The 24,416-nt window shown below is 40.1% G+C and carries 27 protein-coding genes; 8 read left to right on the top strand and 19 right to left on the bottom strand.

All coding sequences use genetic code 11. The annotated features are described in order from the left end of the window. Positions 1-217: 217 nt before the first annotated feature. Positions 218-367, bottom strand: coding sequence for a YjcZ family sporulation protein (locus BM126_RS15485; RefSeq protein WP_090990359.1), 150 nt, complete (start codon positions 365-367; stop codon positions 218-220). Positions 368-573: 206 nt separating this feature from the next. Here BM126_RS15485 and BM126_RS15480 point away from each other — a divergent pair, with 206 nt between their 5' ends. Beyond that, on the top strand, positions 574-1,689 hold the full coding sequence (locus tag BM126_RS15480) for an SGNH/GDSL hydrolase family protein (protein WP_090990358.1): 1,116 nt from the start codon (positions 574-576) through the stop codon (positions 1,687-1,689). A gap of 410 nt (positions 1,690-2,099) precedes the next feature. Here BM126_RS15480 and BM126_RS15470 read toward each other — a convergent pair whose 3' ends face one another. The 3 genes from BM126_RS15470 to msrA are packed head-to-tail and all read right to left on the bottom strand — an operon-like array spanning position 2,100 to position 3,623. After that, entirely contained in the window at positions 2,100-2,606 is a 507-nt protein-coding gene (locus BM126_RS15470) for a PTS sugar transporter subunit IIA (protein WP_090990356.1), read from the bottom strand. A gap of 56 nt (positions 2,607-2,662) precedes the next feature. Beyond that, complete coding sequence (msrB, locus tag BM126_RS15465) at positions 2,663-3,091, bottom strand: peptide-methionine (R)-S-oxide reductase MsrB (protein ID WP_071351125.1); 429 nt, start codon at positions 3,089-3,091, stop codon at positions 2,663-2,665. Then, the gene (msrA, locus tag BM126_RS15460) at positions 3,081-3,623 is read right to left on the bottom strand and encodes a peptide-methionine (S)-S-oxide reductase MsrA (protein WP_090990355.1); all 543 of its coding nucleotides are present in this window, start codon (positions 3,621-3,623) and stop codon (positions 3,081-3,083) included. Before msrA ends, msrB begins: the two co-directional genes overlap by 11 nt. A gap of 186 nt (positions 3,624-3,809) precedes the next feature. Between msrA and BM126_RS15455 the strand changes: the two genes are divergently transcribed. Then, positions 3,810-4,556 carry a DUF4397 domain-containing protein gene (locus BM126_RS15455; RefSeq protein ID WP_090990354.1) on the top strand — a complete coding sequence of 249 codons (747 nt, stop codon included), beginning with the start codon at positions 3,810-3,812 and terminating at the stop codon, positions 4,554-4,556. 31 nt (positions 4,557-4,587) lie between these two features. Here BM126_RS15455 and BM126_RS15450 read toward each other — a convergent pair whose 3' ends face one another. Together BM126_RS15450 and BM126_RS15445 are read right to left on the bottom strand one after the other, a co-directional pair. Next, positions 4,588-5,175 carry a YpmS family protein gene (locus BM126_RS15450; RefSeq protein WP_071351128.1) on the bottom strand — a complete coding sequence of 196 codons (588 nt, stop codon included), beginning with the start codon at positions 5,173-5,175 and terminating at the stop codon, positions 4,588-4,590. 6 nt (positions 5,176-5,181) lie between these two features. Further along, complete coding sequence (locus tag BM126_RS15445) at positions 5,182-6,021, bottom strand: SGNH/GDSL hydrolase family protein (RefSeq protein WP_090990353.1); 840 nt, start codon at positions 6,019-6,021, stop codon at positions 5,182-5,184. Positions 6,022-6,389: 368 nt separating this feature from the next. Here BM126_RS15445 and BM126_RS15440 point away from each other — a divergent pair, with 368 nt between their 5' ends. Then, positions 6,390-6,893 carry a DoxX family protein gene (locus BM126_RS15440; protein ID WP_090990352.1) on the top strand — a complete coding sequence of 168 codons (504 nt, stop codon included), beginning with the start codon at positions 6,390-6,392 and terminating at the stop codon, positions 6,891-6,893. A gap of 143 nt (positions 6,894-7,036) precedes the next feature. Here BM126_RS15440 and BM126_RS15435 read toward each other — a convergent pair whose 3' ends face one another. Together BM126_RS15435 and BM126_RS15430 are read right to left on the bottom strand one after the other, a co-directional pair. Beyond that, on the bottom strand, positions 7,037-7,630 hold the full coding sequence (locus BM126_RS15435) for an SCO family protein (RefSeq protein ID WP_090990351.1): 594 nt from the start codon (positions 7,628-7,630) through the stop codon (positions 7,037-7,039). A 123-nt stretch (positions 7,631-7,753) separates the two neighbouring features. Beyond that, a complete protein-coding gene (locus BM126_RS15430) occupies positions 7,754-8,731 on the bottom strand; it encodes a nucleoside hydrolase (RefSeq protein WP_256213128.1) in 978 nt (325 codons plus the stop codon). 209 nt (positions 8,732-8,940) lie between these two features. Between BM126_RS15430 and BM126_RS15425 the strand changes: the two genes are divergently transcribed. Continuing rightward, a complete protein-coding gene (locus BM126_RS15425) occupies positions 8,941-9,702 on the top strand; it encodes a nucleotidyltransferase domain-containing protein (RefSeq protein WP_090990350.1) in 762 nt (253 codons plus the stop codon). A gap of 252 nt (positions 9,703-9,954) precedes the next feature. Here BM126_RS15425 and BM126_RS15420 read toward each other — a convergent pair whose 3' ends face one another. From BM126_RS15420 to BM126_RS15410, 3 genes are all read right to left on the bottom strand, one after another. Continuing rightward, positions 9,955-10,797: a DegV family protein gene (locus BM126_RS15420; protein WP_090990349.1), complete on the bottom strand. Its 843-nt coding sequence runs from the start codon at positions 10,795-10,797 to the stop codon at positions 9,955-9,957. Positions 10,798-11,075: 278 nt separating this feature from the next. Then, the gene (locus BM126_RS15415; protein WP_371261461.1) at positions 11,076-11,369 is read right to left on the bottom strand and encodes a DUF2535 family protein; all 294 of its coding nucleotides are present in this window, start codon (positions 11,367-11,369) and stop codon (positions 11,076-11,078) included. 184 nt (positions 11,370-11,553) lie between these two features. Further along, positions 11,554-12,141, bottom strand: a complete 588-nt coding sequence (locus tag BM126_RS15410) for a YdeI/OmpD-associated family protein (protein ID WP_090990624.1) — start codon at positions 12,139-12,141, stop codon at positions 11,554-11,556. A 577-nt stretch (positions 12,142-12,718) separates the two neighbouring features. On the opposite strand from BM126_RS15410, the gene BM126_RS15405 reads away from it, so the two are divergent. Next, complete coding sequence (locus BM126_RS15405) at positions 12,719-14,131, top strand: glycoside hydrolase family 18 protein (RefSeq protein ID WP_090990348.1); 1,413 nt, start codon at positions 12,719-12,721, stop codon at positions 14,129-14,131. 78 nt (positions 14,132-14,209) lie between these two features. On the opposite strand, the gene BM126_RS15400 is transcribed toward BM126_RS15405, so the two are convergent. The 4 genes from BM126_RS15400 to ilvA form a co-directional block, all read right to left on the bottom strand. After that, positions 14,210-14,434 carry a hypothetical protein gene (locus BM126_RS15400; protein ID WP_090990347.1) on the bottom strand — a complete coding sequence of 75 codons (225 nt, stop codon included), beginning with the start codon at positions 14,432-14,434 and terminating at the stop codon, positions 14,210-14,212. A gap of 514 nt (positions 14,435-14,948) precedes the next feature. Next, on the bottom strand, positions 14,949-15,698 hold the full coding sequence (gene tatC / locus BM126_RS15395; protein ID WP_371261466.1) for a twin-arginine translocase subunit TatC: 750 nt from the start codon (positions 15,696-15,698) through the stop codon (positions 14,949-14,951). A 218-nt stretch (positions 15,699-15,916) separates the two neighbouring features. Beyond that, the gene (locus BM126_RS15385; RefSeq protein WP_090990344.1) at positions 15,917-16,108 is read right to left on the bottom strand and encodes a twin-arginine translocase TatA/TatE family subunit; all 192 of its coding nucleotides are present in this window, start codon (positions 16,106-16,108) and stop codon (positions 15,917-15,919) included. Between the two features lie 162 nt (positions 16,109-16,270). Continuing rightward, complete coding sequence (gene ilvA, locus BM126_RS15380) at positions 16,271-17,539, bottom strand: threonine ammonia-lyase IlvA (protein WP_090990343.1); 1,269 nt, start codon at positions 17,537-17,539, stop codon at positions 16,271-16,273. Positions 17,540-17,847: 308 nt separating this feature from the next. Between ilvA and BM126_RS22490 the strand changes: the two genes are divergently transcribed. Further along, complete coding sequence (locus BM126_RS22490) at positions 17,848-18,036, top strand: hypothetical protein (RefSeq protein ID WP_177201456.1); 189 nt, start codon at positions 17,848-17,850, stop codon at positions 18,034-18,036. Positions 18,037-18,532: 496 nt separating this feature from the next. Here BM126_RS22490 and BM126_RS15375 read toward each other — a convergent pair whose 3' ends face one another. Both BM126_RS15375 and BM126_RS15370 read right to left on the bottom strand, forming a co-directional pair. Continuing rightward, positions 18,533-19,024, bottom strand: a complete 492-nt coding sequence (locus BM126_RS15375) for a dihydrofolate reductase (RefSeq protein WP_090990342.1) — start codon at positions 19,022-19,024, stop codon at positions 18,533-18,535. Continuing rightward, positions 19,021-19,815: a thymidylate synthase gene (locus BM126_RS15370; protein ID WP_090990341.1), complete on the bottom strand. Its 795-nt coding sequence runs from the start codon at positions 19,813-19,815 to the stop codon at positions 19,021-19,023. Before BM126_RS15370 ends, BM126_RS15375 begins: the two co-directional genes overlap by 4 nt. 261 nt (positions 19,816-20,076) lie before the next feature. Between BM126_RS15370 and BM126_RS15365 the strand changes: the two genes are divergently transcribed. Further along, on the top strand, positions 20,077-20,322 hold the full coding sequence (locus BM126_RS15365; protein ID WP_090990340.1) for a hypothetical protein: 246 nt from the start codon (positions 20,077-20,079) through the stop codon (positions 20,320-20,322). Between the two features lie 311 nt (positions 20,323-20,633). Here BM126_RS15365 and BM126_RS15360 read toward each other — a convergent pair whose 3' ends face one another. Together BM126_RS15360 and BM126_RS15355 are read right to left on the bottom strand one after the other, a co-directional pair. Further along, complete coding sequence (locus tag BM126_RS15360; RefSeq protein ID WP_090990339.1) at positions 20,634-21,389, bottom strand: TerC family protein; 756 nt, start codon at positions 21,387-21,389, stop codon at positions 20,634-20,636. A gap of 149 nt (positions 21,390-21,538) precedes the next feature. Beyond that, complete coding sequence (locus tag BM126_RS15355) at positions 21,539-22,165, bottom strand: YpjP family protein (RefSeq protein WP_090990338.1); 627 nt, start codon at positions 22,163-22,165, stop codon at positions 21,539-21,541. A 527-nt stretch (positions 22,166-22,692) separates the two neighbouring features. Here BM126_RS15355 and ggt point away from each other — a divergent pair. Next, positions 22,693-24,390 (top strand): gamma-glutamyltransferase, encoded by a 1,698-nt coding sequence (gene ggt / locus BM126_RS15345; RefSeq protein ID WP_090990336.1) that lies wholly within the window; start codon positions 22,693-22,695, stop codon positions 24,388-24,390. Positions 24,391-24,416 lie beyond the last annotated feature (26 nt).

Here is a 24,416-nt window from a genome sequence, read left to right as displayed (position 1 = left end):
AAGAAAAAAACGAACTATATTATGTATTAAATATCAATCGTTCGTATTTTATATTATTTCACCGATTAATATATGAAGTAAATACCAAAAAATGATTTTATCTCTTCTTTTCAGATTTTTCCGCAGATTATCCAACGCTTGTATAGGGAATGATTGGCGCATAGAGAAACCAGCCTTCCTAAAAAAGGCTGGTGAACATTTTTATTATTAAAACCCGTCAAGGACAGCAAAAAGATGCTCCGATAATTATTAAAAGAATGAACAATACTACAATCAATGCAAAGTTCGCACCAAATCCGCTTCCTCCGTACCCATAACCGCATTCACCGTATCCATATCCGCAGCCGCCATATCCATGTCCGTACATGAAAATCACTCCCTTTTTATCCTCAATCTCTTTACATCCTTACCATATGTATATTCGCCCTTTCTGGACTGTGCGAATGCCTATTTTTTCATTAAGATTAAAAAAACATTAAATTTTTCTTTCAGCCTTGAGATATTTGAGATATAATAATGAACTCGAAAGGCAATTCAGCAAAAATATACCAGCTGTAACCTTATTACTTATATATGGGGGCAAAGAGTGAATTGAAAAAAAGGGCGATTCTGGTTCCTTTTATTATTGTGATTTTGCTGGCACTATTAACAGGTTCCTTGTTTTTTCAAAAAGAGCAAAAAACCTACGGATTCCAAGAAAAAGAGAATGTGTATGAAAAATACAATCATCACACACCTATCCGCTATCTTGTAATAGGTGACAGCATCGGACGGGGTTCTGGAGCAGAACATGCATCACAAAGATGGTTTAAGCTTTTGGAAAAAAAGATGTATGAAGAGCGGCATATTGACATGAAAGGCGATTACATTGTTCAAAGCGGTTCAACTGCCTTTGAAGGTTTATATAAACTTAACAGCCACTCTGCTGTCGCCAAACCAGATCTTATTTTTATTGTGTTTGGGGAAAATGACAGGAAATATATGAATAGTGATGAATTCGGAAAGATTTATGAATCCCTAATCCGAAAAGCGAAAAAGGATTATCCAACAGCGGAGATTATTACACTAACAGAGAGCTGTTTAGCGTATGAGGATTTTGCCCGGCAGATAGCGCTTGTATCAAAGCATTACCAAGCAGTCAATATAGATATGAGACCAGTATTCAAGGATACCGGCCTTCCTGCAGAAAAGCTGACGAGGGACCTTGTACACCCAAATAGCCGCGGATACAGGTTATATGCTGACAGCATCTATCAGGTAATTAAATGGAATGCGGCCAAACATAAAAAAATAGCTGTCCTTTCCTCTTCCATTCATAAGAATCCTGACCTTCTATTTTCAACTAAAAAGAAAATACTAAATAAAAAGGGATTTATAAAGAATGGCGCTTATTATATAAGCGGCAAAAAGGGAGATTTTCTGGAGTACTCATTCACGGGAAATGTTCTGGGTGTTAATCTTCAGAGAAGCCCAGACGGCGGTGAAATAAAAGTATTCATTGACGGCAAGCCTGTCACAATAATGAGCACATGGTGGCCCTTCCAAAGAAAAAGACCGCTTTATATCACAACCCAATTATCAAACGGACACCATACAGCCAGATTTGAAACCACCGGCAGCAAAACAGCCAACCACAAAACAAAAAACAGCATAATAAGAATCTCCTCCATAATAACCAATAAAAACTAATGAAAAAAGCGGAAGCGACTGGTCAGACCGCGAAGCAAATAGGGTTTTGGCCTTGGAAGGCGCTCTTTGCCTTCTGAGGACAATACATCTTTTGCACAGCGGTCTAGGCGCTGCAGCTGGATTAAACAAAATACGGATGCTCCTTGCAATGGATCAAAGTCTAAGAAGGCCGCATCCTGAAATATCCCTTGAAATCATAGGACATAAAAAAAGCCAGATTCCTAAAAATCAAAAAGGAATCTGGCTTTTTTAATTAGCTTAAAGCTGATGGAACCAAAAGGCGCGAGATCAGCGGGGACAGGCAGAACCATACGGAATTCAAAGCATCCTGCAATGCAAATCAACCGCATTTTAAACAGGCTATCCTTTAAAGACACCTATTGGGTCTCATTATCAGGCAGCTTTTTGTCTCATTTCATAGTTACGGTTAAAAAGGAAGTTTCATTGCTTACTGCTTCAGACTGACTGGTCTTCTCAATGTTCTGAACCAATTCTCCATTGGTTATGATGATGGGAATGACCGTACTAGCCGCTTTTTCTCTTATCAAGCTGGTGTCAAAGCTTACAAGCTTTTGACCCCTTTTAACGGTATCTCCCTCTTTCACGTAAGCCTCAAAGCCTTCGCCCTTCATATTCACCGTATCCAGCCCTATATGAATCAGTATTTCTGCACCATTTTTTGTTTTAAGGCCGATTGCATGCTTAGTCGGAAAAACTTGAATAACAGCTGCGTCACAAGGTGCCCTTACTTCACCTTCATCAGGATCAACAGCAAGTCCGTCTCCCATCATCTTTTCAGAAAAAACAGGATCGCTTACTTCTTCAAGTGGAATGACTTTTCCGCTCACTGGAGCAAATAAAACAATTTCTTTCTCTTCTTTGTCCTTGTCCTTTTTTCCAAATAAGTTCCTTAACATACAATTCCCCTCCTCAAAACAGCTTAATATAGCAGGCTATATTTCATCCGCATCCATTACTGAAATAATTTTTTGTATTCCCCGTATCCTTCTTTTTCAAGATCCGCGGCAGGTACAAAGCGAAGAGCCGCTGAATTGATACAGTATCGAAGCCCTGAAGGTCCAGGCCCGTCATTAAATACATGGCCCAAATGTGAATCAGCAGTCTTAGAACGCACTTCTGTACGAATCATTCCATAGCTTGTATCATTTTTCTCGATTACCTCTTCTTCCTGAAGCGGCTTAGTGAAGCTTGGCCAGCCGCAGCTGGAATCAAATTTATCTCTAGAAGTGAATAAAGGATTTCCGGAAACGATATCCACATACAGGCCTTCTTCTTTATGGTTCCAAAACTCATTTCTGAAAGCTGGCTCTGTTCCGCTATTTTGTGTTACTTCATATTGAATTGGCGTTAATTTCTTTTTTAGCTCTTCTTTATTTTTCATTGATATCCCTCCATTTATTTTCCAGGAATGTTTGCCTGCCCGAGCCAAAACGGTAAGATGCATAATGCTGAGGCTGCTTTTTATAGTAATTCTGATGATATTCTTCCGCAGGATAGAATTCTTTAGCAGGCAGAACAGGTGTGACGACCGGCTTCGAAAAGCGTCCGCTTTTATCCAGTTTTTCCTTTGAGAGCAGAGCGATTTCCTTTTGCTCTTCTGAATGGTAAAAGACCGCAGTCTGATAAGAACTGCCCCGGTCAAAGAATTGGCCGCCTGCGTCTGTAGGGTCAATTTGCTGCCAGAATAATTCTACTAGCTTTTCATATGGAAAAACTTCCGGATCAAATGTAATCTGTACAGCTTCATAGTGGCCTGTTGTTTCAGAACACACTTCTTGATAGGTAGGATTTTTCTTTGTTCCTCCTGTATAGCCTGAAATGACTGATTGGATGCCAGGCTGCTCATCAAATGGCTTGACCATGCACCAGAAACATCCACCCGCAAATGTTGCCTTTTCAAATGATCCTGTCATTAATATCCTCCTTGCGTTGATCAAATCTAAACTGCAAACTACATGTTTATCCTTAAGATTTTATCCTCTTTTTATGAGTATGTAAAACAATATGCGGGCTGCTCATGGATTTTGCATGACACCAGCCTACCTCCATCCGCATATGCTGAGTACGTAAAGGCCATATGAATTGGAGTGAAAAAAGTTATGCAGAATAATAAGTATCTATATAATGCTGTGCTGTATGATCAGCTGTCACAATTTTATAAATACAGCAACCCCGAACTTTTTGTGCACTATTATTATAAACATTTAAAAAGGATGAACCAGGCAGCATCCCATATGCGTGCGTTACATGGCGCAAAGCCAGACAGTATACCTGCGCGAGTCCGGGTATTGCATGCTTCCCCCGATGCACCGAATGTAGATGTATATGTAAATGAAACCCGTATCCTTCAAAACTTCCCATATAGGGATATCAGCAATTACATGTCGCTTCCAGAAGGAACCTACCAGATTGATATTTATCCCGCAGGACAGCAGGTACAAACTGTACTAAGCCAAAAAGTGAGCCCGCGAAGCGGCAAGCTTTATACACTTGCAGCCGCAGGGCAAGCCAAAACATTGAAATTGATAGTGATTGAAGATGATCCGTACGTGCCCAATGAAGAAACTAAATTGAGGGTGATTCATCTTTCTCCAGATTCTCCGCCGGTTGACATAGCCGTGAAAGGCAGGGATGTCATTTTTTCTAATGCTGCCTACCGCAAGCCTACAAAGTACTTAGGGCTGACTCCGATGACAGTGGATCTCGAGGTTAGGGCTGCAGGCTCCAAGGAGCCAATTTTGCCTCTTGATGGAATTACGCTAATTAAAAATACGCCATATTCTCTCTACATTATTGGTCTGAGCCAAGGATCGCCTGGTTTAGAACCGCTTTTCCTGGCTCCTTAAATGGAAAAGAACCGGAGAGCATCCGGTTCTTTTATGGATTTACAGAAGGTACATTGAGAAGAAATGATATCCTGTTGTGCTTTAAATCAAAGGTTTTTGCCTTAACATGTACATCACTTTTTAATTTCATATCATTTAAGGAGACGTATATCAATTCATTGTTAGGCTGGATATTGACCCAATCCGGGGTTTTGTAGCTTTCATTAATGAAATTCATTACATATGAAACCGGCAGATTCAGCTGTCCGACAGAGATGGATTTTTGCTTCAGCACCAAGTCCCCGTTTTTCTGTGCCAGCGGTTCAAATGCAAGCTTCATCTGAAGTTCCCTTCCGAAAAAAGGGAGTTTTCCGTATAATTCCACATCATCATTCAAATACACTTCATAGTGAAGCGGGCCGTCACTCAGCCCTTCCTTTTCAAGGTATTGATTAATCAGTCTATTCATATCTTGTTTATTGGTATCAATTTGAAACTGAATGTCTTTTTCCCTGCTATAGCTTTTCGGGGGCTGTTCATCTTTAGCAGGCAAATTGATGGCAATCAGCAGCCAGATGACCACTGCTGCATTAATCGATAATAATGTAATAAATAAAATCTTCCACTTCTTGCTCTTCATGTTCAGTTATTCCTCATTCCCTTTGGCACTCGCTTCTAATGTATTATCGCCTAGAGAGTTCCCTTCCATATTCTGGTAGATCCTGGAAGCAATTTTTTCATATCCCCTGTCATTTGGGTGGAAATTATCGTCCTTGAATAATAATTTCTCTCCCTGCTTGCTGAAAATATCCTCAATTTCAACAAAATGGCTGCCAGGGAATTTCCGCAGCACTTTTCTGCTGCTGTCATTCCAGTCTTCACTGATGACATCGAGTTCCTTGAAGGATGTCAGATAATCAGAGAAAGGATTATACACTCCGACTAAATAAATCTGTGCTTGCTGATTTTCTTCTTTGACTTTATTGATGATTTTCCCCAGTCTTTTTTCATACCCTTTTCTTGCTTGTTCAAACTGCTCCATTTGTAAATCTGAAAAATGATTGCGGACGACCTTCATGATATCATTGCCGCCGATCGTAATAACGACACTGTCAGCTTTTCTGATATCCCTCTTTGTCTCAGTCTGTTCCATCCTTTTTAGCAATTGGTCTGTCCGGCTGCCCCGTACACCGTGATTGATGATATTAACTGCCGTGATGGAAGGCTCTTTTTCCAGCTGTCTTTGCAGATAAGGAACATATCCCCCCTTATCTGTACTGTCGCCAACCCCTTCAGTCAATGAATCGCCGATTGAAACTATTTGAACCGGATCCGGAAAAAAGGATGCCGGAATATCTTCTTTTTTATCCAGCGTGAGGCTGTTTTTTTGTCCTTCGCCATTTACAGCTGCAGGAGTTTCTGCTTCACGGGAACAAGCTGATAACCATAGCAGGCATATTAAAAGACAGGTGAATTTTTTACTCATAACTCCACCTTCCTTTTTTACAGAATCTTTATAAGTCTTCACTTTATTATAACACGGAAAAAGAATAAAAAACTTCCTATCTGATTTCGCTAAAAGATCACTATCAGCAATTTATCAGGATTATTGTATATTTTTTTGGTGTCCTGAAGCAAAGTAAAACCCTCGGGAAGGAGTGAGATTTGAACATTTTTTTTGATGTTTTTAGCAGTATGAGCATGAAGGCAAATTCAGCGGACCAATTGTACTATAGGTATATTTAATTATCTTAACAGCTGCTTTACTAATCCCTTTTTCATATTGACCGCTTTTGGGAAGTGTGTGAAAATGATAATCGTTATCAATTAGAATTATTTTCAAGGAGGATTTATATGTTTATTGAGTTTTTAAGGACTAACCGTTATGTCTCTTATGTCCTTGCCATTATTCGCTTGTATCTCGGGATTCAATGGATGAAAGCAGGCTGGGGAAAAATCGTCAGCGGGAATTTTGATGCAGCCGGTTTTATGCAAGGAGCTTTAAAACAGGTATCAGGCAGCCACCCAGCAGTACAGCCCTGGTGGGGTGTCTTTTTAAAAGAACTTGCCTTGCCAAACATAGAACTTTTTAACACACTTGTACCATGGGGCGAGTTTTTAGTAGGGATTAGCCTGATTTTAGGATTATTCACTTCTTTTTCTGTGTTAATGGGGCTCACCATGAATTTTGCTTATATGTTTTCAGGTGCGGTAAGCACCAATCCGCAAATGATTATTCTCGGGATTTTCATCCTCATAGCTGGCATTAATGCAGGAAAAGTTGGAGCAGACCGCTGGGTTATACATCGATTATTCCCCGAAAAAAAATCCGTCGAGTATATGGCAAAAAGTGCTTAGACATCTTTCATATAATTGCTCTGCCTAAAATTCTTACAATTAAAATTTGATCGATTAACTGCATTGTTTGAAAAACCAAAGCTTGGAATAGATTAAAACCCCTTTTTCCTCATCTGAATTTTTGGAAAAGGGGTTTGTCTGTCTCAGTTGCTGCCTTGCAATATCTTGATATGCTTTACAATGTCATCAAATGGTGTTCCTTTCACACCATTGTAATACTGTATGACTTTACCTTTTTGATCTACAAGGTAAAAATTGATTCCATGCATGACTTGATCCATATTTTCCGGTTTTTGCACAATGGTATGAAAGCTGTCTTTAGCAAAGGATTCTATCTGAGATTGTTTGTACCCCGTAAGGAAATTCCAGTTTTCAAAATCGGCTTTAAACCTTTGTCCAAATTCCTTCAGAACGGCTGGCTTATCTGTATTTGGATCCACTGAAAAGGAAACAAATTCCACATTTTCGATTCCTTTATCCTTAAGCATTTGCTGAAGCTTCACCATATTGGCTGTCATTGGCAGACATACATCCTGACAGCTTGTGAACATAAAATCAGCTATCCAAACTTTTCCTTTTAAATCTTGCTTGGAAATGGTATTTCCATCCTGGTTGGTAAATGCAAAGGATTCAATATCCCAGTTCTTGGCTCCTGGCACACCCTCCTTACCGCAAGCTGATAAAAGCAGTACAGCAAAAATTCCCATGAGGATGAAAACGGTATGCAGCTTTTTCATTATACCCCGCCTTTATGTTTTACAACTGTTAAAATAGCCCAAACTTATTACTTCATAATTTTGGCTTGTTTTTATTATTTTAACAGATAATAAAAGGTGAGGTTATCATTTAAAAGACTTTTTTCATTTTGCACTTCGGTTGCTTCCTTTGATAAATGTTTCTGCAAAAGAATTAACAAAACGTGCATAGTCGGCACGGAGAGCAATTTTATGAACAGGATATAGCGCCTTTTCCCTTATCTTTCTAAAGTCTGCAATACTTTGCCCAAATGCGTCTCCTTCCTCAGTTATCACTTTTACAGGAGCATCAGCGAAAATAATGCATTGTTTATCTTTAATGGCCCACATGGTCATTAAATCATGAAGCGGTGTTCCCTGGATGGAAGGATTCTGTTTTTTGTAGGCATTGAAGTAGAAGTCATACATTGGTTTTAGTATTTTTGCCGGTTCCATTTTTCCGCTGTTCATTTCAGAAATAACATAATCCATCACGTAAGGTGTGATGATGCTGTTTTGGGTTACATTTAGCGGGAATATCCTGACTTTTCTCGGAGCTCTGGAAAATACGATGTTAGCTGCAATTGGATCTCCATGAAAGTTAGCTTCTGCTACCGGGGTAACATTCCCGGGATAATTGAACGCCCCGCCCATAATATAAAAATCTTTGATTTTTTTCATTGTTTCAGGAAAAAACACAAATGCCGAGGCTAGGGATGTCAGCCTGCCCACGTTGATTAAAGTCAAATTCCCTTCATACTTATCAATCAGAGGTGCAACTTCAAAGAAATTTTCAAACGTCGAGCTAGGCTCATCGGCTATCGACAAAGGACCAAGTCCTTCAAGACCATGGATTTCCGGAAAATACTCTGGCTCTTTTCCTGTCAGTGGTATCCTGGCCCCACCCATAACAGGCACATCTTTTTTAAAGATTTTTTGAAGGTAGCGGGCATTTTTAACGGCTTCATCTTTCGAAACATTTCCATAATCTGCAACCACACCGACCACTTCAATATCTTCTGAGTAGTACGCATAAAAAAGCGCAAATATATCATCGATGCCCAAATCGCCGAAAAAAAGTACTTTTTCACTCAGTCCGCCCACCGCCTTATCTTATTTCCCTCCTAATATATGTATGTCATACTTAACGTTTCATGATTTATCCCAGTTGAGGGCTTACAGGTGCAAGGAATATGTGAATCGGGCCTAATTTTTTTCCATCTGCGGGTGAAGAACAGCTCCATGATGAACGCCCTAAAGGTAAATCAGGAGATAATACAAGGAAAAGTAAGTTTATTAAGGGAGGGTGTAAAATGAGTGAATTTGACTTACAAACATCTAATTTGCCATGGCTTGAAGAAAGAACCATCATTCTTTCCCCTGCTGGGAGCTATGCATATGGAACTAATACAGAAACATCAGACAGGGACTTCAAAGGCATTTGCATTCCGCCTCCTGAGTACTACTTAGGTTTAGAATCTTTTAATGAATATAATACAAGCGGCGGAAAGAATTTTAAAAATACCAAAGATGATGTTGATGTGAATATCATTCATATCAATAAGTTTGTAAAAGATGCCATGGGCGGTGTACCAAATAATATTGATATCCTTTTTGTGAAACAAAGTGATTATGTAAAAGTAACACAATTAGGGCAGATATTAATTGATAACCGGCATTTGTTTTTATCTAAGCATATTCAGAAAAAATTCGGCGGCTATGCTTATTCTCAGATTCAAAAATTGAAAAATAAAAATATCACTGGTTCCGGAAGACAGGATTTAATAGAGGTTTATGGCTATGATACAAAATTCTTCATGCACAGCATCAGGCTTCTTACAAGTGCTATAGAAATCCTTGAAACCGGGGACTACAGTACATTTAGAACAAATAGGCATTTGCTACTCGACTGCCGCAATGGGAAATTTTCCTTTGAGCAGGCATTAGAAATGGTCGAGATGTATGATGGCCATTTAAAAGCTGCATTAAAAAAATCACAGCTTCCGGAATTCCCTGAATATAAAAAAATCAACCAGTTATTAATAGAAATCAATAAACAGGGATTAAATCTATAGTGATCGAAAAAAGCTCTTTTCCCAAAGTTTGTTGTTTCTTTCATGAGTTCTATTATGGACCTCATTATTTTATGAGGTTAATTGGAGGGAAAGGTGCGATTAGCGGGAAGCGAGTATCCTGAAGCGGAAACAACCCTCTATTACATAGCAACAAAGCTTACGAAAACAGCCTTCTCTAAGAAAACAGCAAAAAAAACCTCCTATCTTCTATTCCCGCAAAAAGTTCAAGAAGAAGAAGGTTCATTAAATTATTTAATCCCAATAGTACATGAGTGCCATTGCACCCTCTCCTGTGTGAGTGCTGATTACAGGAGTAGTACCTTCAATAGTAATCGTTTCAAGTCCAGTAATACTGCAAATGGCATCTTTAACTTTAGCAGCGAGCTGATAGCCATTGGCATGCACGATACCGACTCCTGACAGTTTTTTGCCTTCTGTATCGGCTTTAAATCGGCTGACAAGGCATTTAATCGCCTGCGATTGGCTTCTCACCTTTGTAATCGGATTCAAAACTCCTGATTCAAGCTCTGCGATTGGCTTAATATTCAGCAATGAGCCAATGAATGCGGCCGTTTTCCCGATTCTTCCGCCCTTCACCAGATTTTCCAATGTATCAATAACAATAATCAGGCTAGAATTTTTTCTGATTTGGTCTAGCCTGGCTTCTATTTCAGCTGCGGTTTTTCCGGCGTTGGCCATTTCAGCAGCTTCTATCACCTGATAAGACAGTGATTTTGAAATGAAACTTGAATCAATGACCGTTACTTTCGAATCCGTCATGGTTGCGGCACTTTCAGCTGTTTTCACTGTTCCGCTCATTCCGCCAGTCATATGGATCGAAATGATTTCACTGCCATCTTCGCCCAGTTTATTATAAACATCCAAAAAAACTCCTGCTGAGGGCTGAGAGCTTTTAGGAAGGTCCTTAGCATTTCTCATTCGTGTCAAAAATTCTTCTTGTTCGATTTCAATTTTGTCCAGGAAAGTTTCCCCATCTATGCAAATGGATAGCGGAATCATTGTTATCCCGTATTTTTCAAATTCTTCTGGTGTCATATCTGCTGTTGAATCAGTAACAATTTTGACTTTTTTCAATGTTTCACATCCTTCGGGTGGCAATTCTATTGTATTATACCTTTTCGGCAAGTGCTTTCAAACCGAATTTTATGGTGTAAAGGCTAGTATATTTTTATAATTCACGAATTAGACTTATTTCCAATAATTACAGCTGTAATTTAGACAGCACTGCTATGTATCAATAAAAAAAAAGACCGTCTCCGGCCAGCAGAAGACCGTCCGGAATCTGGCAGCTCAGGAATATTAACTAAGCCGTTTCTTCCGGGCTATTCTGGTGGTTAAGACAGTCTTTAGTGTCAGGCATTGCTTTTCAAGTGTTCCTCTAAAAACATTTTTTGATAATCCGGCCATCTTAAAACGGCAGCTAAATATTCCTTAAAGGAACAATTAACTGGGCAATCCGTTTTGCGATAAACATGATTCATGAGCATCTCCAGCCTGGCGGTGACCATAAAATAATTGGGGTCGCCTGGCAATAAGACGGGGATATCTGTTATTTTCACCTTATGTCCAATACCATTTTTGAACTCCAGGTTTTTAAAAAGCAAAATATCAATCCTCATTTTCCACCGATTATTCTTATTATACACAAAAAAAGAAAAAAATGTATTTCTCCTGCAAAAAATAACCTTTCATTTACCTGTTTCCCGATAATAATGGCTGCCGGCAATTGTCCCGGTTACCTCCAATACTGGACTAATAGTCAAGTGAGTTCAGGTGAACATTAAACCCGGATTATTTTAAGGTTTGAGATTGTTCTTCCTCCCCGTTCGATTAATCATTCAATCCCTTGCCATTAAGAATTTGCTGTATGTTTTTTTCAATCCGGGACTTGCGGGTCTTGGTTTGTTTGGGATTGGAGAAATAAAGAATATAGGCTCTTTGACGGCCCGGAGTCAATTGTTCAAAGGCGGTTTTCAAAGCCGGGATTTCACTGAATGCATTTTTCAGTTCATCAGGTATTATTTCAATATTCTTTTTATCCACTTCCAATCCGGCTTTTTCCACTTCAATGGCATCTCTTATATAGTGTTTCAAAATGGTCTCCATTTCGACTATTTCTTGAACATCACGGAAACGGATTTGGCGCGCTGCCTGTACATTTTCCGTTTGCTGAACTAAAATCCCGTGCGCATCCTGCAGCAAGCTGCCTTTGTGAAACAGAAGCGCACAATATTCTTTGAAACCATGTATTAACACTATGTTTTTCCCCCCGTAAGTGTAACAGGGATGTTTCCATTTATAGTCTTCGCTCAATCCGCAATCAAGAACGATTTTCCTCATTGCCTCATATTCTGCCTTCCACTTTTTTGCTTTACTAAAAAACTCATCAACCTGAGGATTTACCATGCCATTTTCCATCATGCAGCACCTCTCTCCCATTCTTCGCTGGCTACTTTTAACATGCTCTTTTCTTAAAGATTATTGTTATTTTTTGTTCTGTAAGGCGATTCCATTGTTGAGTCCCTTTGATAGGAGCGTATGGTGCGGGACACCTGCTTTAATTAGCGGAACAGAGATCCCGGCTCACCGCCTGCCCGGGAAAGTAAGAATCCCTGAACAGATATCAGCCTCCTTGTTCCATAAGCAGTAAAGTTTAAAAGGCTATAAAGGAATATTCGCCAAACGTGAAGCAATTTCCTTGCAGCTTTTAAATATTACTTCAATCTGTAAGGGCAGAAAGCCTACTCCTACTCTAATTTCAATAATGAAAATGGTGCAAAGCGCTTTGGTGTTACATTCAAGGAATGCAGATTGCTCCTGCCCGCCATAAACACTTCCTCCAATTATGGGCTTTCTTCATTCAGAGCTTTTTACAAACTGTATTTTTCCGGTAAGCGTCAAGCGGGTAACAGCTTTGGAGAAGGGAATAGTACGGGCTGATGGGGGAATACATTGAAAGCAAACAGTCAAAAAGCAAAAAGGAGGGCTGTAAATATTGAAAATACATGTTGTGCATGAAGGCGATACGCTATGGCACATTTCTCAGCAATACGGTGTGAGTGCAAGCAAAATTGCTGAAGTAAATGCGCTAGAATATCCGGATAAACTGTTAATTGGCATGGCACTGCTTATTCCTGAACGATATCTTACCTACAAAGTTATGCCAGGAAATACCCTTACTGGTATTGCAGATTATTTCAGCACGACACCCCAGGAAATTCTGCTAATCAACTCACTGTCATCTTTATCTAAGGTTTATCCTGGGCAGAAGCTTACCATACCGGCAGTTTTTCACCGGGTGAAGAAAGCTGATTCTATCCATAAAATAGCAGGTATGTACGGAACAAGCGTAAAATCGCTTTTGCAGGCAAACAATCTTTCAAGCTCTTCTGTGCTAACAGAAGGTCAAATCATCAAAATTCCACGAAAATCCAGACCCCGAATTGAAGTGAATGCATTTACAAATAGGTATGGCCAATCCGGAGCAAGGGACGTGAGAGAAGCTGCGTATGATTTGACCTTTGTATGCCCTTTTGCCTATCTGATGAGAAAAGATGGGACCCTTGGACCGCTTGATGATGTCCCTACTGTTGAGGCTGCACTGTCAAATGGGGTTGTACCGATCATGTCCATAACAAATTTCTCTTCTTCTGAAGCAGGTACCGAGCTGGCACACGCCATCTTATCTGATAGGCAATTAACGGAAAAGCTTTTATCGAATATTCTTGCTGTGATGAAAAAGAAAGGCTACAGGGGTTTGAATATTGATTTCGAAAATACTGCGGCTAAAGACCGTGATTTCTATAATCGTTTTCTTAAGCTTGCAGCTGATAAATTACATCAGGAAGGCTACTTTGTCAGTTCTTCACTCGCCCCGAAGACCAGTTCGGAGCAAAAGGGGCCTTTAGTTGAAGCACATGATTATGCTGCACATGGAAAAATTCTCGATTTTACCGTGCTCATGACCTATGAATGGGGATACCGAAAAGGGCCTCCGCAGGCCATATCCCCGCTGGATCAAATGAAGCGTGTATTGGATTATGCCATAACAGTCATGCCCGGAAAAAAGATATTAATGGGATTTCAGCTTTATGCCAGAGACTGGCTTATTCCACATAAAGAAGGACAGGAGGCTGAAACATTTGATATGCAGGAAGCAATTCGCAGAGCCGTGAAATATAATGCAGCAATAAAATATAATCCAGTCGCCCAATCTCCCTATTTTAACTACCAGGACAGCTCTGGGCAGAGCCATGAAGTCTGGTTTGAAGATGCAAGAAGTGCCAAAGCAAAGTTTGATCTGGTAAAAACCTATGGATTAAGGGGAATCAGCTACTGGGTACTAGGCTATCCTTTTCCGCAAAACTGGGCATTATTATCAGATACCTTCGTTATTGAAAAACGCTGAATGTCTATAAGAGGAAGAAAGCAGACAAAAAAAGCATGAGGACATTTCCTTCATGCTTTGATGTTTGCTGACAGTGTATTAAGCAAGACCGGTTAATTTTTCTGTTATTTCCTGCTCAAAACCTTCTTCGAGCTCTTTGGACATGTTCCTGCATTTCACTTCAATGAGAGACAGGTCGTCCTTTACCCTGACATGTGCCAGTTCCTCTTCATAGGAAAAATCAAAAAGGACAAACCCCTCTTCTTCCTTTATATTTTTCGCAAAATCTACACGGGTCACTACGGTTTCTGCTGTGATATTCATTTGAAAATCTCTCCCTCACATGATGTTTTATTCCTTTTCCCTATTTCAGCTAAAAAAACACGTTCTATTCAATAGCAACCCTATTACACTGAATTTTTTATATGCACTGTACATCATGTTTGTCGATAATTCCTTATTTTCAAGTCCTGACCACAGACAGGTGACGTTGCCAAATCCCGTTTTCTATATACACGATTGTACGAAGACAAGCTTTAAGCCTTAGAGGATTTTTTCATAAAAAAAGGCTGTTTTCGTAAACTTTGCTGCTATGAAACAAGGTGGTTGATTTCCGCTCCAGGATGCTCGCTTTCCGCGTGGCAGGCGGTGAGCCTCCTCGGCTGCACCTGCTTCTTAGGTCTCACCTGTTCTGCTTATCCCGAAGAAGTCTCGCACCTTACGCTCCAATCAACCTGACTTGACAATGGGAACGCCTCACATAACAAATTTAAAAAACAACATCTTTAAGAAAAGAGCCTAAAAAAAAAGGCGCTTTAAAAAAGCCCCCTTCGTGTCTTTAATGGTTTTGCAGACTAAATTCCTGCATGGCTTCCCTTTTTTGCTTCCGCTTAAAGACAATCTTAGAAAGCGAGATGCTGATTTCATATAAAAACAGCAAAGGAAGTGTCACAATGAAGTCTGACATAAAATCCGGCGGTGTAATCACTACAGCAATGATAACCAGAACAAAATAAGCATATTTCCTCAGTTTCTGCAGCACAAATGGATTAATGATCCCTATTGATGTCAAAAACATGGTGACCACTGGAAGCTCAAATAGAACCCCAAATGGAAGAGTCATATTCAGAACAAAACGGAAGTACCTTTCTGCTGTAAAAGCAGCGGTGAACATATCTCCCCCGATGTTGAGGAGGAATTTAAAAACCATTGGCAAAATGATGAAATACCCGAATGCAAGGCCACCTGCAAAAAGAAGAAAAAGGGCCGGAATATATGCTAATGTTGCTCTGATTTCATTCGGCATAAGTGCGGGCTTTACAAATAGCCATATTTGAAATGCCAGCACGGGAATGGTTCCAGCTATTGCGATAACTGCCGCAAGAGTGAAGTATATCCAAATAATATCGCTTGGCCCCAGTACGAGCAGTTTCATATGCAGATCCCGGATAAACCACTTATAGATATCTTCCACATAAATGAAAGCCAATATAAAAAAAACAAAAAAAGCAGCAACAGAGATAATGAGCCTTTTTCTCAGTTCCTCCAGGTGTTCAATGATGTGTAAATCCTGGTCTGCCAAGTTCATCACGCCTTCTCTATTAAATTCAAGTGTCGGAATAGTCCAATACCCACATGAGCCCTTTACCGCTAAACAGGTGCAAGATGGCCTCATCCCGCACCTGTTTAAACCCTTATGGACAAGCAGTAATTCCCCTGCAAAATCGGGAATATTTGCGGCAGAAACATGGGGCCTTTCACTGCCATCAGCTGGGAGTAAGAACACCTGCAGCTGGCAGTTTCACTTTATTTCATGATATTTTTCTTTTCTTCGATTTCCTCTTTGCTGTCACTGGTCAATTCACGTGCAGAGTTCTTGAATTCCTTTAGAGTTTGTCCTGCGGCACGGCCGATTTCAGGAAGTTTCTTCGGTCCAAAGACAATTAGTGCTAATATAAGAATAATAAATAGGCCCGGCAAGCCAATATTTGAAAGCATAAACACATCTCCTTTGATGTTAAAGCCCCGTATAGGCTTTGCGTAATTTCCTCATACCAGTAATTGCGAACGTTAAAAAAATCTTAACTTCCTATTCATTTTAACTCAATACATCCTTGTCTTCCATATAAAATTAAAATTTCGGAATAATTAGACCATATTTCAGATTAAGAGGTGAAATAGATTGCTGTCTTTATTCACTTCCACAAAAGGAAATGCCTTTTTCTTCATCCTCTGAATCAGCCCGTCGTAATCGTGCCGGCTTTTAAGCTCCACACCCACAAGAGCAGGTCCGCTTTCCTTATTGTTTTTCTTTGTATATTCAAATCTGGAAATATCATCATCCGGCCCTAGAACTTCATCAAGGAATTCTCTCAATGCTCCTGCCCTTTGCGGGAAATTCACGATAAAGTAATAAAGCAGGCCCTCATACAGCAACGATTTTTCTTTAATTTCCTGCATCCTGCTTATATCGTTATTGCCTCCGCTGATGACACAGACAACAGTTTTTCCTTTTATCTGCTCTCTGCAGAAATCGAGAGCAGCAACAGGCAAAGCTCCGGCAGGCTCTGCGATGATGGCGTGTTCGTTGTACAGTTCCAGGATAGACGTGCACACTTTCCCTTCCGGAACCTTCAGGATATCAGCTACATTTTCCCTGCATATCTCAAAGGTCTTGCGGCCCACACACTTCACTGCAGCACCATCAACAAATGTATCAATTTCCGCTAATTCTCTTACTTCTTCCTGTTCAAAAGAAAACTTCATGGAGGCAGCACCTGCAGGCTCTGCCCCCATGCATTTTGTCTCTGGAGAAAGAGCGGAAAAATAGGAAGATAACCCTGCCATCAGGCCCCCTCCGCCTATACTAGCAAAAAGATAATCAATTTTTTCTTCGCAATCGTTTAATATCTCGACGGCAGCAGTCCCCTGGCCTGCAATGACCCATTCATCGTCAAAGGGATGTATAAAGCTTCTTTCTTCTTTATCCGCACAAAGCTTTGCTTCGGCAAATGCATCATCAAATGTGTCGCCAGAAAGAATAATTTGTATTTTATCCCGGCCAAAAAGTTCAACCTGTTTCACTTTTTGTCTTGGAGTGGTAGCAGGCATAAAAATTTTCCCGTGTATGCCAAGCTGGCTGCAGGAAAAAGCGACTCCTTGAGCATGGTTGCCTGCACTTGCACAGACAATCCCGTTTTTCGTTTCTTCTTCACGAAGACTTTTCATTTTATAATAGGCTCCCCTGAGCTTAAAAGAGCGCACATGCTGAAGATCTTCACGTTTCAGATAGAGGCTGCATTCATATTTCTCTGATAATCTTTCACTTTTCTGCAGCGGGGTATGAACGACAACCTCTTTTAATTCTCTGTTTGCTATAAGTATTTCTTCAATTCCGATCCGTTTTTTTAAGGATGCTGTCCCGGCCATCATATCCCTGCTTTCCTTTTAATATAATTTTTAAATTATAACACTTCAACGCGATAAATCAATTAATTTTTCTAAAAATTCAAATATTATTACTTACCATTTGCTCCAATTATATAAATTCAAGAATCTATGAATCTGGAGTGTTTTAAAATGATATCTTCTATTCCGGATGTGTGATTGGAGATTGAATAAATGTAGCTCTATTCGTAAAGATTGTTGCTTTTCAATTGGACCAAGGTGTATGTACTTTTTATAGTATTATATTTATTAGACTTATTCTGTTAAAGGACAATTATATTGAATTAAGAATGACAATTTTACATGCAGGTGAAAATATGGGAAAACTATCTTTGATTGTATCAGCAGCTTTATCTTTTTTTGTAACAGTATTGAATTTTACAGACCATAGATTTATAAATGGTACCTTTATGGGTGTTATGTTTGTTTCAACGTTAATTGCTCTTTTAGGAGAATTAAAAAGACAAGCAAAAAAATGAGTTCTTCAGCAAATTGCTTACACTCCAATCAACCCGGTTTAACAACAGGATCGCTTCACAGAACAATTAAAAAACAACAATCTTAAAAAAAGGCTCTTTTCTTAAAGGTTGTTGTTATTTAATAAGTTTTCGAGGCAAATCTATTGTTAAAGCAGGTTGATTGGAGCGAAAGGTGCGAAGACTCCGACGGGATTAGCGTGACAGATGAGACCCCGCAGACGCAAGGCAAGGAGGCTCAGCGCACGCCCCGCGGAAAGCGGACCATCCTGTAGCGGAAATCAACCCCTTGTTCCATAGCAACAAAGTTTACGAAAACAGCCTAAAAAAAAGAGCCAAACATAAAAACCCGTACTTAAAATTTGGATTAAGTACGGATTTTTTATAATAGGCTCTATTTGTTTTTTTACGAAAACAGCTTTTTAATAAGGTCGGCCAAGGGATAAGAAAAAGTTTTATGTTCCATGAATGCCTTCCAAATCAGCCAGTTTTAAATGAATCAGCTTTGTTTTTTCTCATAAACAGCAAAGTCGAATGGATATTTGTTTTTTTCATCCTGTTCACCTGGAGTCAATGATATTCTTGACCACTGCTCTTCTGCTACTTCCGGGAAAAATACATCTCCTTCAAACACATGGTGTATATGGGTAATATACAGCCGATCTGATATCGGCAGCATCTCTTTGAATATCTCGGCTCCTCCGATCACAAAAACTTCATCGTTCTCTCTTTCTGCCATTTTCTTCAACTCAAGTATGTTATGGTAAACTTCGGCTCCTTCTGCCTCGAAAGATTTATTTTTGGTAAGAATGATATTCTTTCGGCCGGGCAGAAGTCTCCCTATTGAATCAAAGGTTTTCCTGCCCATAATTACAGAATGGCCAGTGGTCATTTTCTTAAAATACTGAAGATCTGCCGGCAGGTGCCAGGGAAGTTTATTATCCTTTCCAATCACCCTATTTTCGTCCATTGCAAGCATCAATGAAATCATACACTGACCGCTCCTTTTATATGAGGATGCGCTTCATAATTTTCCAGTTCGAAGTCTTCATAAGAAAAACCGAAGATATCCTTTACTTCGGGATTCAATTTCATTACCGGGAGTGCTTTGGGTTCGCGGGTAAGCTGCAATTTCACCTGCTCTACATGATTGGAGTAAATATGTACATCACCAAAGGTATGCACAAATTCCCCTGGCTTCAAGCCGCATACCTGGGCAATCATTAATGTCAGGAGCGCGTAGGAAGCTATATTAAACGGCACCCCAAGGAACACGTCTGCAGAACGCTGATAAAGCTGGCAGGACAGCTTTCCTTCCGACACATAAAACTGAAAAAATGCGTGGCACGGCGGAAGCGCCATTTTACTAATTTCCCCGGGATTCCATGCACTGACAATCAGGCGCCTTGAATCAGGATCTTTTTTTATCATTTCAATTACTTCAGTAATCTGATCAATACTGCTGCCATCAGGAGCACTCCATGAGCGCCATTGATGTCCATATACCGGTCCAAGTTCCCCATTCTCGTCCGCCCATTCATTCCAGATGCGGACACCATTATCCTGAAGATATTTTACATTGGTATCTCCTTTTAAAAACCAAAGAAGCTCATGGATGATGGCCTTCAGGCTTAACTTTTTTGTAGTAAGCAGCGGAAATCCATCCTGCAAATCAAATCTCATCTGATATCCAAATGTGCTGATTGTTCCGGTTCCTGTTCTGTCGCTTTTTATTGTGCCATTGTCTAATACGTGTTTGCATAAATCAAGATATTGTTTCATTGTGACCAGCCTTTCCTGGAATCTCATTATCATTCTAACACATGAATGTCTTTTCGGTATTCTTTACAGGAAGTAACCATTTTCGTTTTTTTACATAATTTATTATTAATCTGATTCCCATGTTGAACATTATTTAACAGGTCTGCAGCGTCTGAATCACTAAAAGAATGATTTGATGTATATACAGCACATGCTTCATCCTCTTTCTGACAAACTGCGCTTTTTAAAGTCTGACTTATTCAAAACTACAAGGTGATAGATATGAGAACTTACAGCAAAAAAGCAATTCTGCAAAGCAAGCCAGAAATCACAGAAGAAGTGATTGAAATCATGAATCTTGAAATATTCGTATATCTTGATTTAATATTTTTTTCGATTTTCCTTGGTTTTATCCTCATGCCGCTTGTTCACTCTGTTTCCTTATCTGTTATGATTCCTGCCCTCTTTTTCCTATTATTTTTGGGCATATTCCGCATATTTTTCAGGCAAAAGAGCAGGAATATGTAACATTTGAAGACTGCACAAGCCGCTCATGATTATAAGAAAGACTGTTTTCGTAAACGTTGCTGCTAGGGAACAAGGGGTTGATTTCTGCTCCAGGAAGCTCGCTTCCACGCAAGCGGTGAGCCTTCACAGAAATGCCTTTGTGTCTCACCTTCCCGCTAATCTAAGCAGGAGTATCGCACCTTTCGCGCCAAATCAACCTCATTTAATAATAAGATCGCCTTACAGAACTCAATAAAAAATAACAATCTTCAAGAAAAGAGCGTAAGAAAAAAAGCTGACGCAGCCGCCAGCTTTTTTTCTTGTCCATATTTTTATTGTTCTTTCAGATTCTTGCTTTTGCGGAAATGCAGGATGAAAGTCAAGCCAAATGTAATGACGATCAGCAAGAAGAAAATCGTGGATGATATTTCGATATGAAAGACCGATAGAAACATTTTAATGGAAATAATGGCAATCAGCACATATGCGGCTGTTTCCAGTTCTGGAATTCTATCAATCAGATTCAGGAATACGCCTGCCACTCCCCGCATCATCAGAACGCCGATCATTCCGCCCAGAAGAAGGACCCAGACTTTGTTGCTGACCCCGAAGGCTGCAAGTACACTATCAACGGAAAATGCGATATCCATCAGTTCAACCGCTACGACAGTACCCCAGAGAGTCCCAAACATACGGATAAGCAAGCTCTCTTTTGACATGCCCTTCACTTCATCTTCTTCAGATTCGCCTTTGCGTTTATCAAGGAAGTATTTAATTGAAAGCCATGCTAGATATGCAGCGCCCAGTACTTTGATCCACCAGAGCTTGATAAGGAAAATTCCAAGACCAATGGCTATAAATCGAAAGGCATATGCACCAAGCAAACCATAGAATAATGCTTTTTTGCGCTTGTTTTTTGGCAGATGGCGGACCATTACTGCTAGCACAAGGGCATTATCGGCTGATAAAAGTCCCTCAAGTATAATTAATGTCCCGATCAGACCCCAGCTTACCGGATCTGTCAGTATTTTGCCCCACATTTCCCAATCAAAGAATTGTGCATAAGTATCCAAGATATGATTCAGCATTACAGGATGTTCCTCCTAAAAATTTTAATATGAGTTGTATATGAAGACAATGGAAAAGGAACCTGCGGCCGAAGGTTCCAAATACCAGATTATATTATACTAGTGTACGCTTTTCCAAAATCTTTTTCAATAAAAACCCTGTTTCAGCCTTATGATAGCATCCCTTGCGAGGACCATTTTGGCGGTGTGTTTTTGTCCCAGTAAATCCTGCCCAAATCATGGTGGGCAGCAAATTGATCATGATAGGTGTGATAATGGAAATTAAACCAATAGCCTTCTTGAGGAGGATTCTCCTGCCTGACATGAAATCTCATAATGTCTTCCCCATTATTCTCATTATAAATATGAAAGATTTTTTCTCCGCGCCCTGAAGCAGGATTTTCTGTAATAGCGAGCTGCCGTAATTCTTCTTCTTGATGGCTGGAGGCCATTTCGGCAATGGCTGCCTCCATTTTTGGAAGGATTACAGCTTTAAATTCTGCTTGGATTTTCGGTTTTATTTTGCCGCCGAATTTACAATACGCATTCTCTTCTCCCTTGGAGACAATATTCTGGATGAAATCATTTTGGCTGAATAATTCCTCTTCTATGTTTTTATTGACGTTCTGGACAGAGGCACCATATCTTGCAGAATTGGCTTCTTGTGAATCCTTTTCCGGATGCTTGGCAGAATCTGTCTCACCAAGCCAGTTAAAATCAGCTGGAGTAACAAGCCCGAATGTCAGGGCAGAAACTAAAACAATCAGACTTTTTTTGAACCATTTAGCACCTTTCATGACATATCCCCTTACGCATCAGTATCAGTGTCAAACATTCAAGATTCCTGACAGCTCAGTGGCTGTCTTTTATAATTCCAGTATACTTTGGTTTCTGGGATATTACGAATATTAATTTCAGCATTTTACCAGAAACCCCGCTTCTTCATTCGCCCCTTTTTCTTAATGCCCGCTATTTTCCAGTGAGCATAAGGTTTTAAATTCATTAAAAAAAGGTATTGATATTCTAAAGCAGCTTTAACGTTTAAGGCATTATTTAATTTAAAACCACATAGAAGGACAAGGCGGCGGATATACTTAATGAATAGATTTTTCCAAGGAGGGGCTTCAATGGAATGGTCAGCTGTATTTATGATTCTAAGCATATTGATGTTAATGTATTTCATTTACCTCGAAATTGCCGATTGAATGATGAATATTTAAACTATCAGCTATCTTCATGAGCCTTGCCTAATTATTCGGCAAGGTTTTTTAGCTCTTCCTGCCTATTCATTTTCTGCAGCAATAAAATTTGAGGAGGTATACATATGACTGAAAACAGCAAAGCCTACATGGGCCGTTCTAAAAATCACTCTTATGAAAGAGAAACAGCAGAAGGAAATGCAGGAATGGTTGTTACTGCACATCCGATTGCGACGGATATCGGAGAAAAAATTTTAAAAGAAGGGGGAAACGCAGTAGATGCCGCTATTGCCATCCAGTTTGCATTGAATATTGTGGAACCTATGATGACCGGCATTGGCGGAAGCGGGTTTATGATGGTTTACAATAAGGAAGAAGATGCCGTGAAAATTTTTGACGGACATGTGCGGGCTCCAAAGGCGGCACATCCAGAAATGTTTTTAGATGAAAACGGAGAAGTAATTCCATTTAAGAAGAGATCGACCGATGCCACTGCAGTCGGCATACCGGGTATCTTAAAAGCCATGGAGGAAGCACGCCTGAAATATGGATCCAAGCCTCTTGCAGATTTGATTGAGCCATCCATTGAATTTTGCGAAGAAGGAGTTCCTGTCAATTGGGTGTTCACGGATGCCCTTGAAAACTTTCATTACCGACTTGGAGATGAAGCCCAGAGATTGTTCGCCCCGGAAGGCAAAAAGCTGAAGGAAGGAGAAATCCTGAAAAAAGAGCATTTGGCACATACCTACCGGATTCTGCAGCGTGAAGGAATTTCAGCATTTTATGAGGGGGAAATCGGCGAAGCGATCATTTCTGCCATTAAGGAATTAGGCGGTTTTATGGAAATGTCGGATTTAAAGGATTATAAAATCACCATTGATGAGCCAATGCGGGCAACTTATAAAGGCTATGAAATTGTTTCCTCCTTTGCTCCAAGTGCTGGCGGATCAACTGTTCTGCAGATTCTTAAAATACTTGAAGATTTTCACATTGAGCAATATGGCCCTCGTTCATGGGAAAAATATTATCTGATTGCCGAAGCCATGAGACTCGCTTTCACAGATAAAAAAGCCTTCCTTGCCGACCCGGAGTTTGCAGAGCTGCCGCTGAAAGGTCTTTTTGATGAAAAGTACCTGAAAGAACGTAAAGCATTCATTAATTTTAAAGAACGCAATAATGAAATTGATTTCGGCAATCCATGGGTATATGACAATGTACCGAAAAGGGATGTTGTAAGACAGCCGGAGCTAGATGAATTAAGTGAAACAACCCATTTTACGGTCGCAGACAGGTGGGGAAACATTGTCGCCTGTACATCCACAGTCGAGCACCCTTTCGGCTCTGGAGTAATGGTGCCGAAATACGGGTTTATGCTGAATAACGAGCTTACCGATTTCGATTCCATGCCTGGAGGAATGAATCAGGCTGAGCCGGGAAAACGCCCGGTAAGCTGTAAAAGCCCGACTATTATTTTCAAGGATAAAAAGCCTGTTCTTACGCTTGGTTCTCCTGGAGGGCCAACCATCATCAGCTCTGTATCCCAAACGATACTGAATGTCCTTGATTTCAACATGGATCTGAAATCCGCCATTGAAGAGCCGCGTATTTTCACGCCAATGGGGCCGCATATTGAGTGGGAAGCAGGAATGGATATGAGCAGCAAGGGACATCTTGAAGGAATGGGATTTGCTTTCAATGAGGTTCCGCATCCTATTGGCAATGTCCAGGGCATCAGCTTTTCAGAAGGCAAAATGTTCGGTGCAGCTGATTCAAGCAGGGAAGGAAAAGCAAGCGGCCTGAACGAAGAAGATTATCTCAATTAATGCAATAGAAACAAGAAAGAGGCAAA

Origin of the sequence: Bacillus sp. OV322 (genome assembly GCF_900112495.1) — a bacterium.
In the GTDB taxonomy this organism is placed as follows: domain Bacteria; phylum Bacillota; class Bacilli; order Bacillales; family DSM-1321; genus Peribacillus.
The sequence above is the reverse complement of the archived record's forward strand: the minus strand, read 5'-3'. Positions and strand labels throughout refer to the sequence as shown.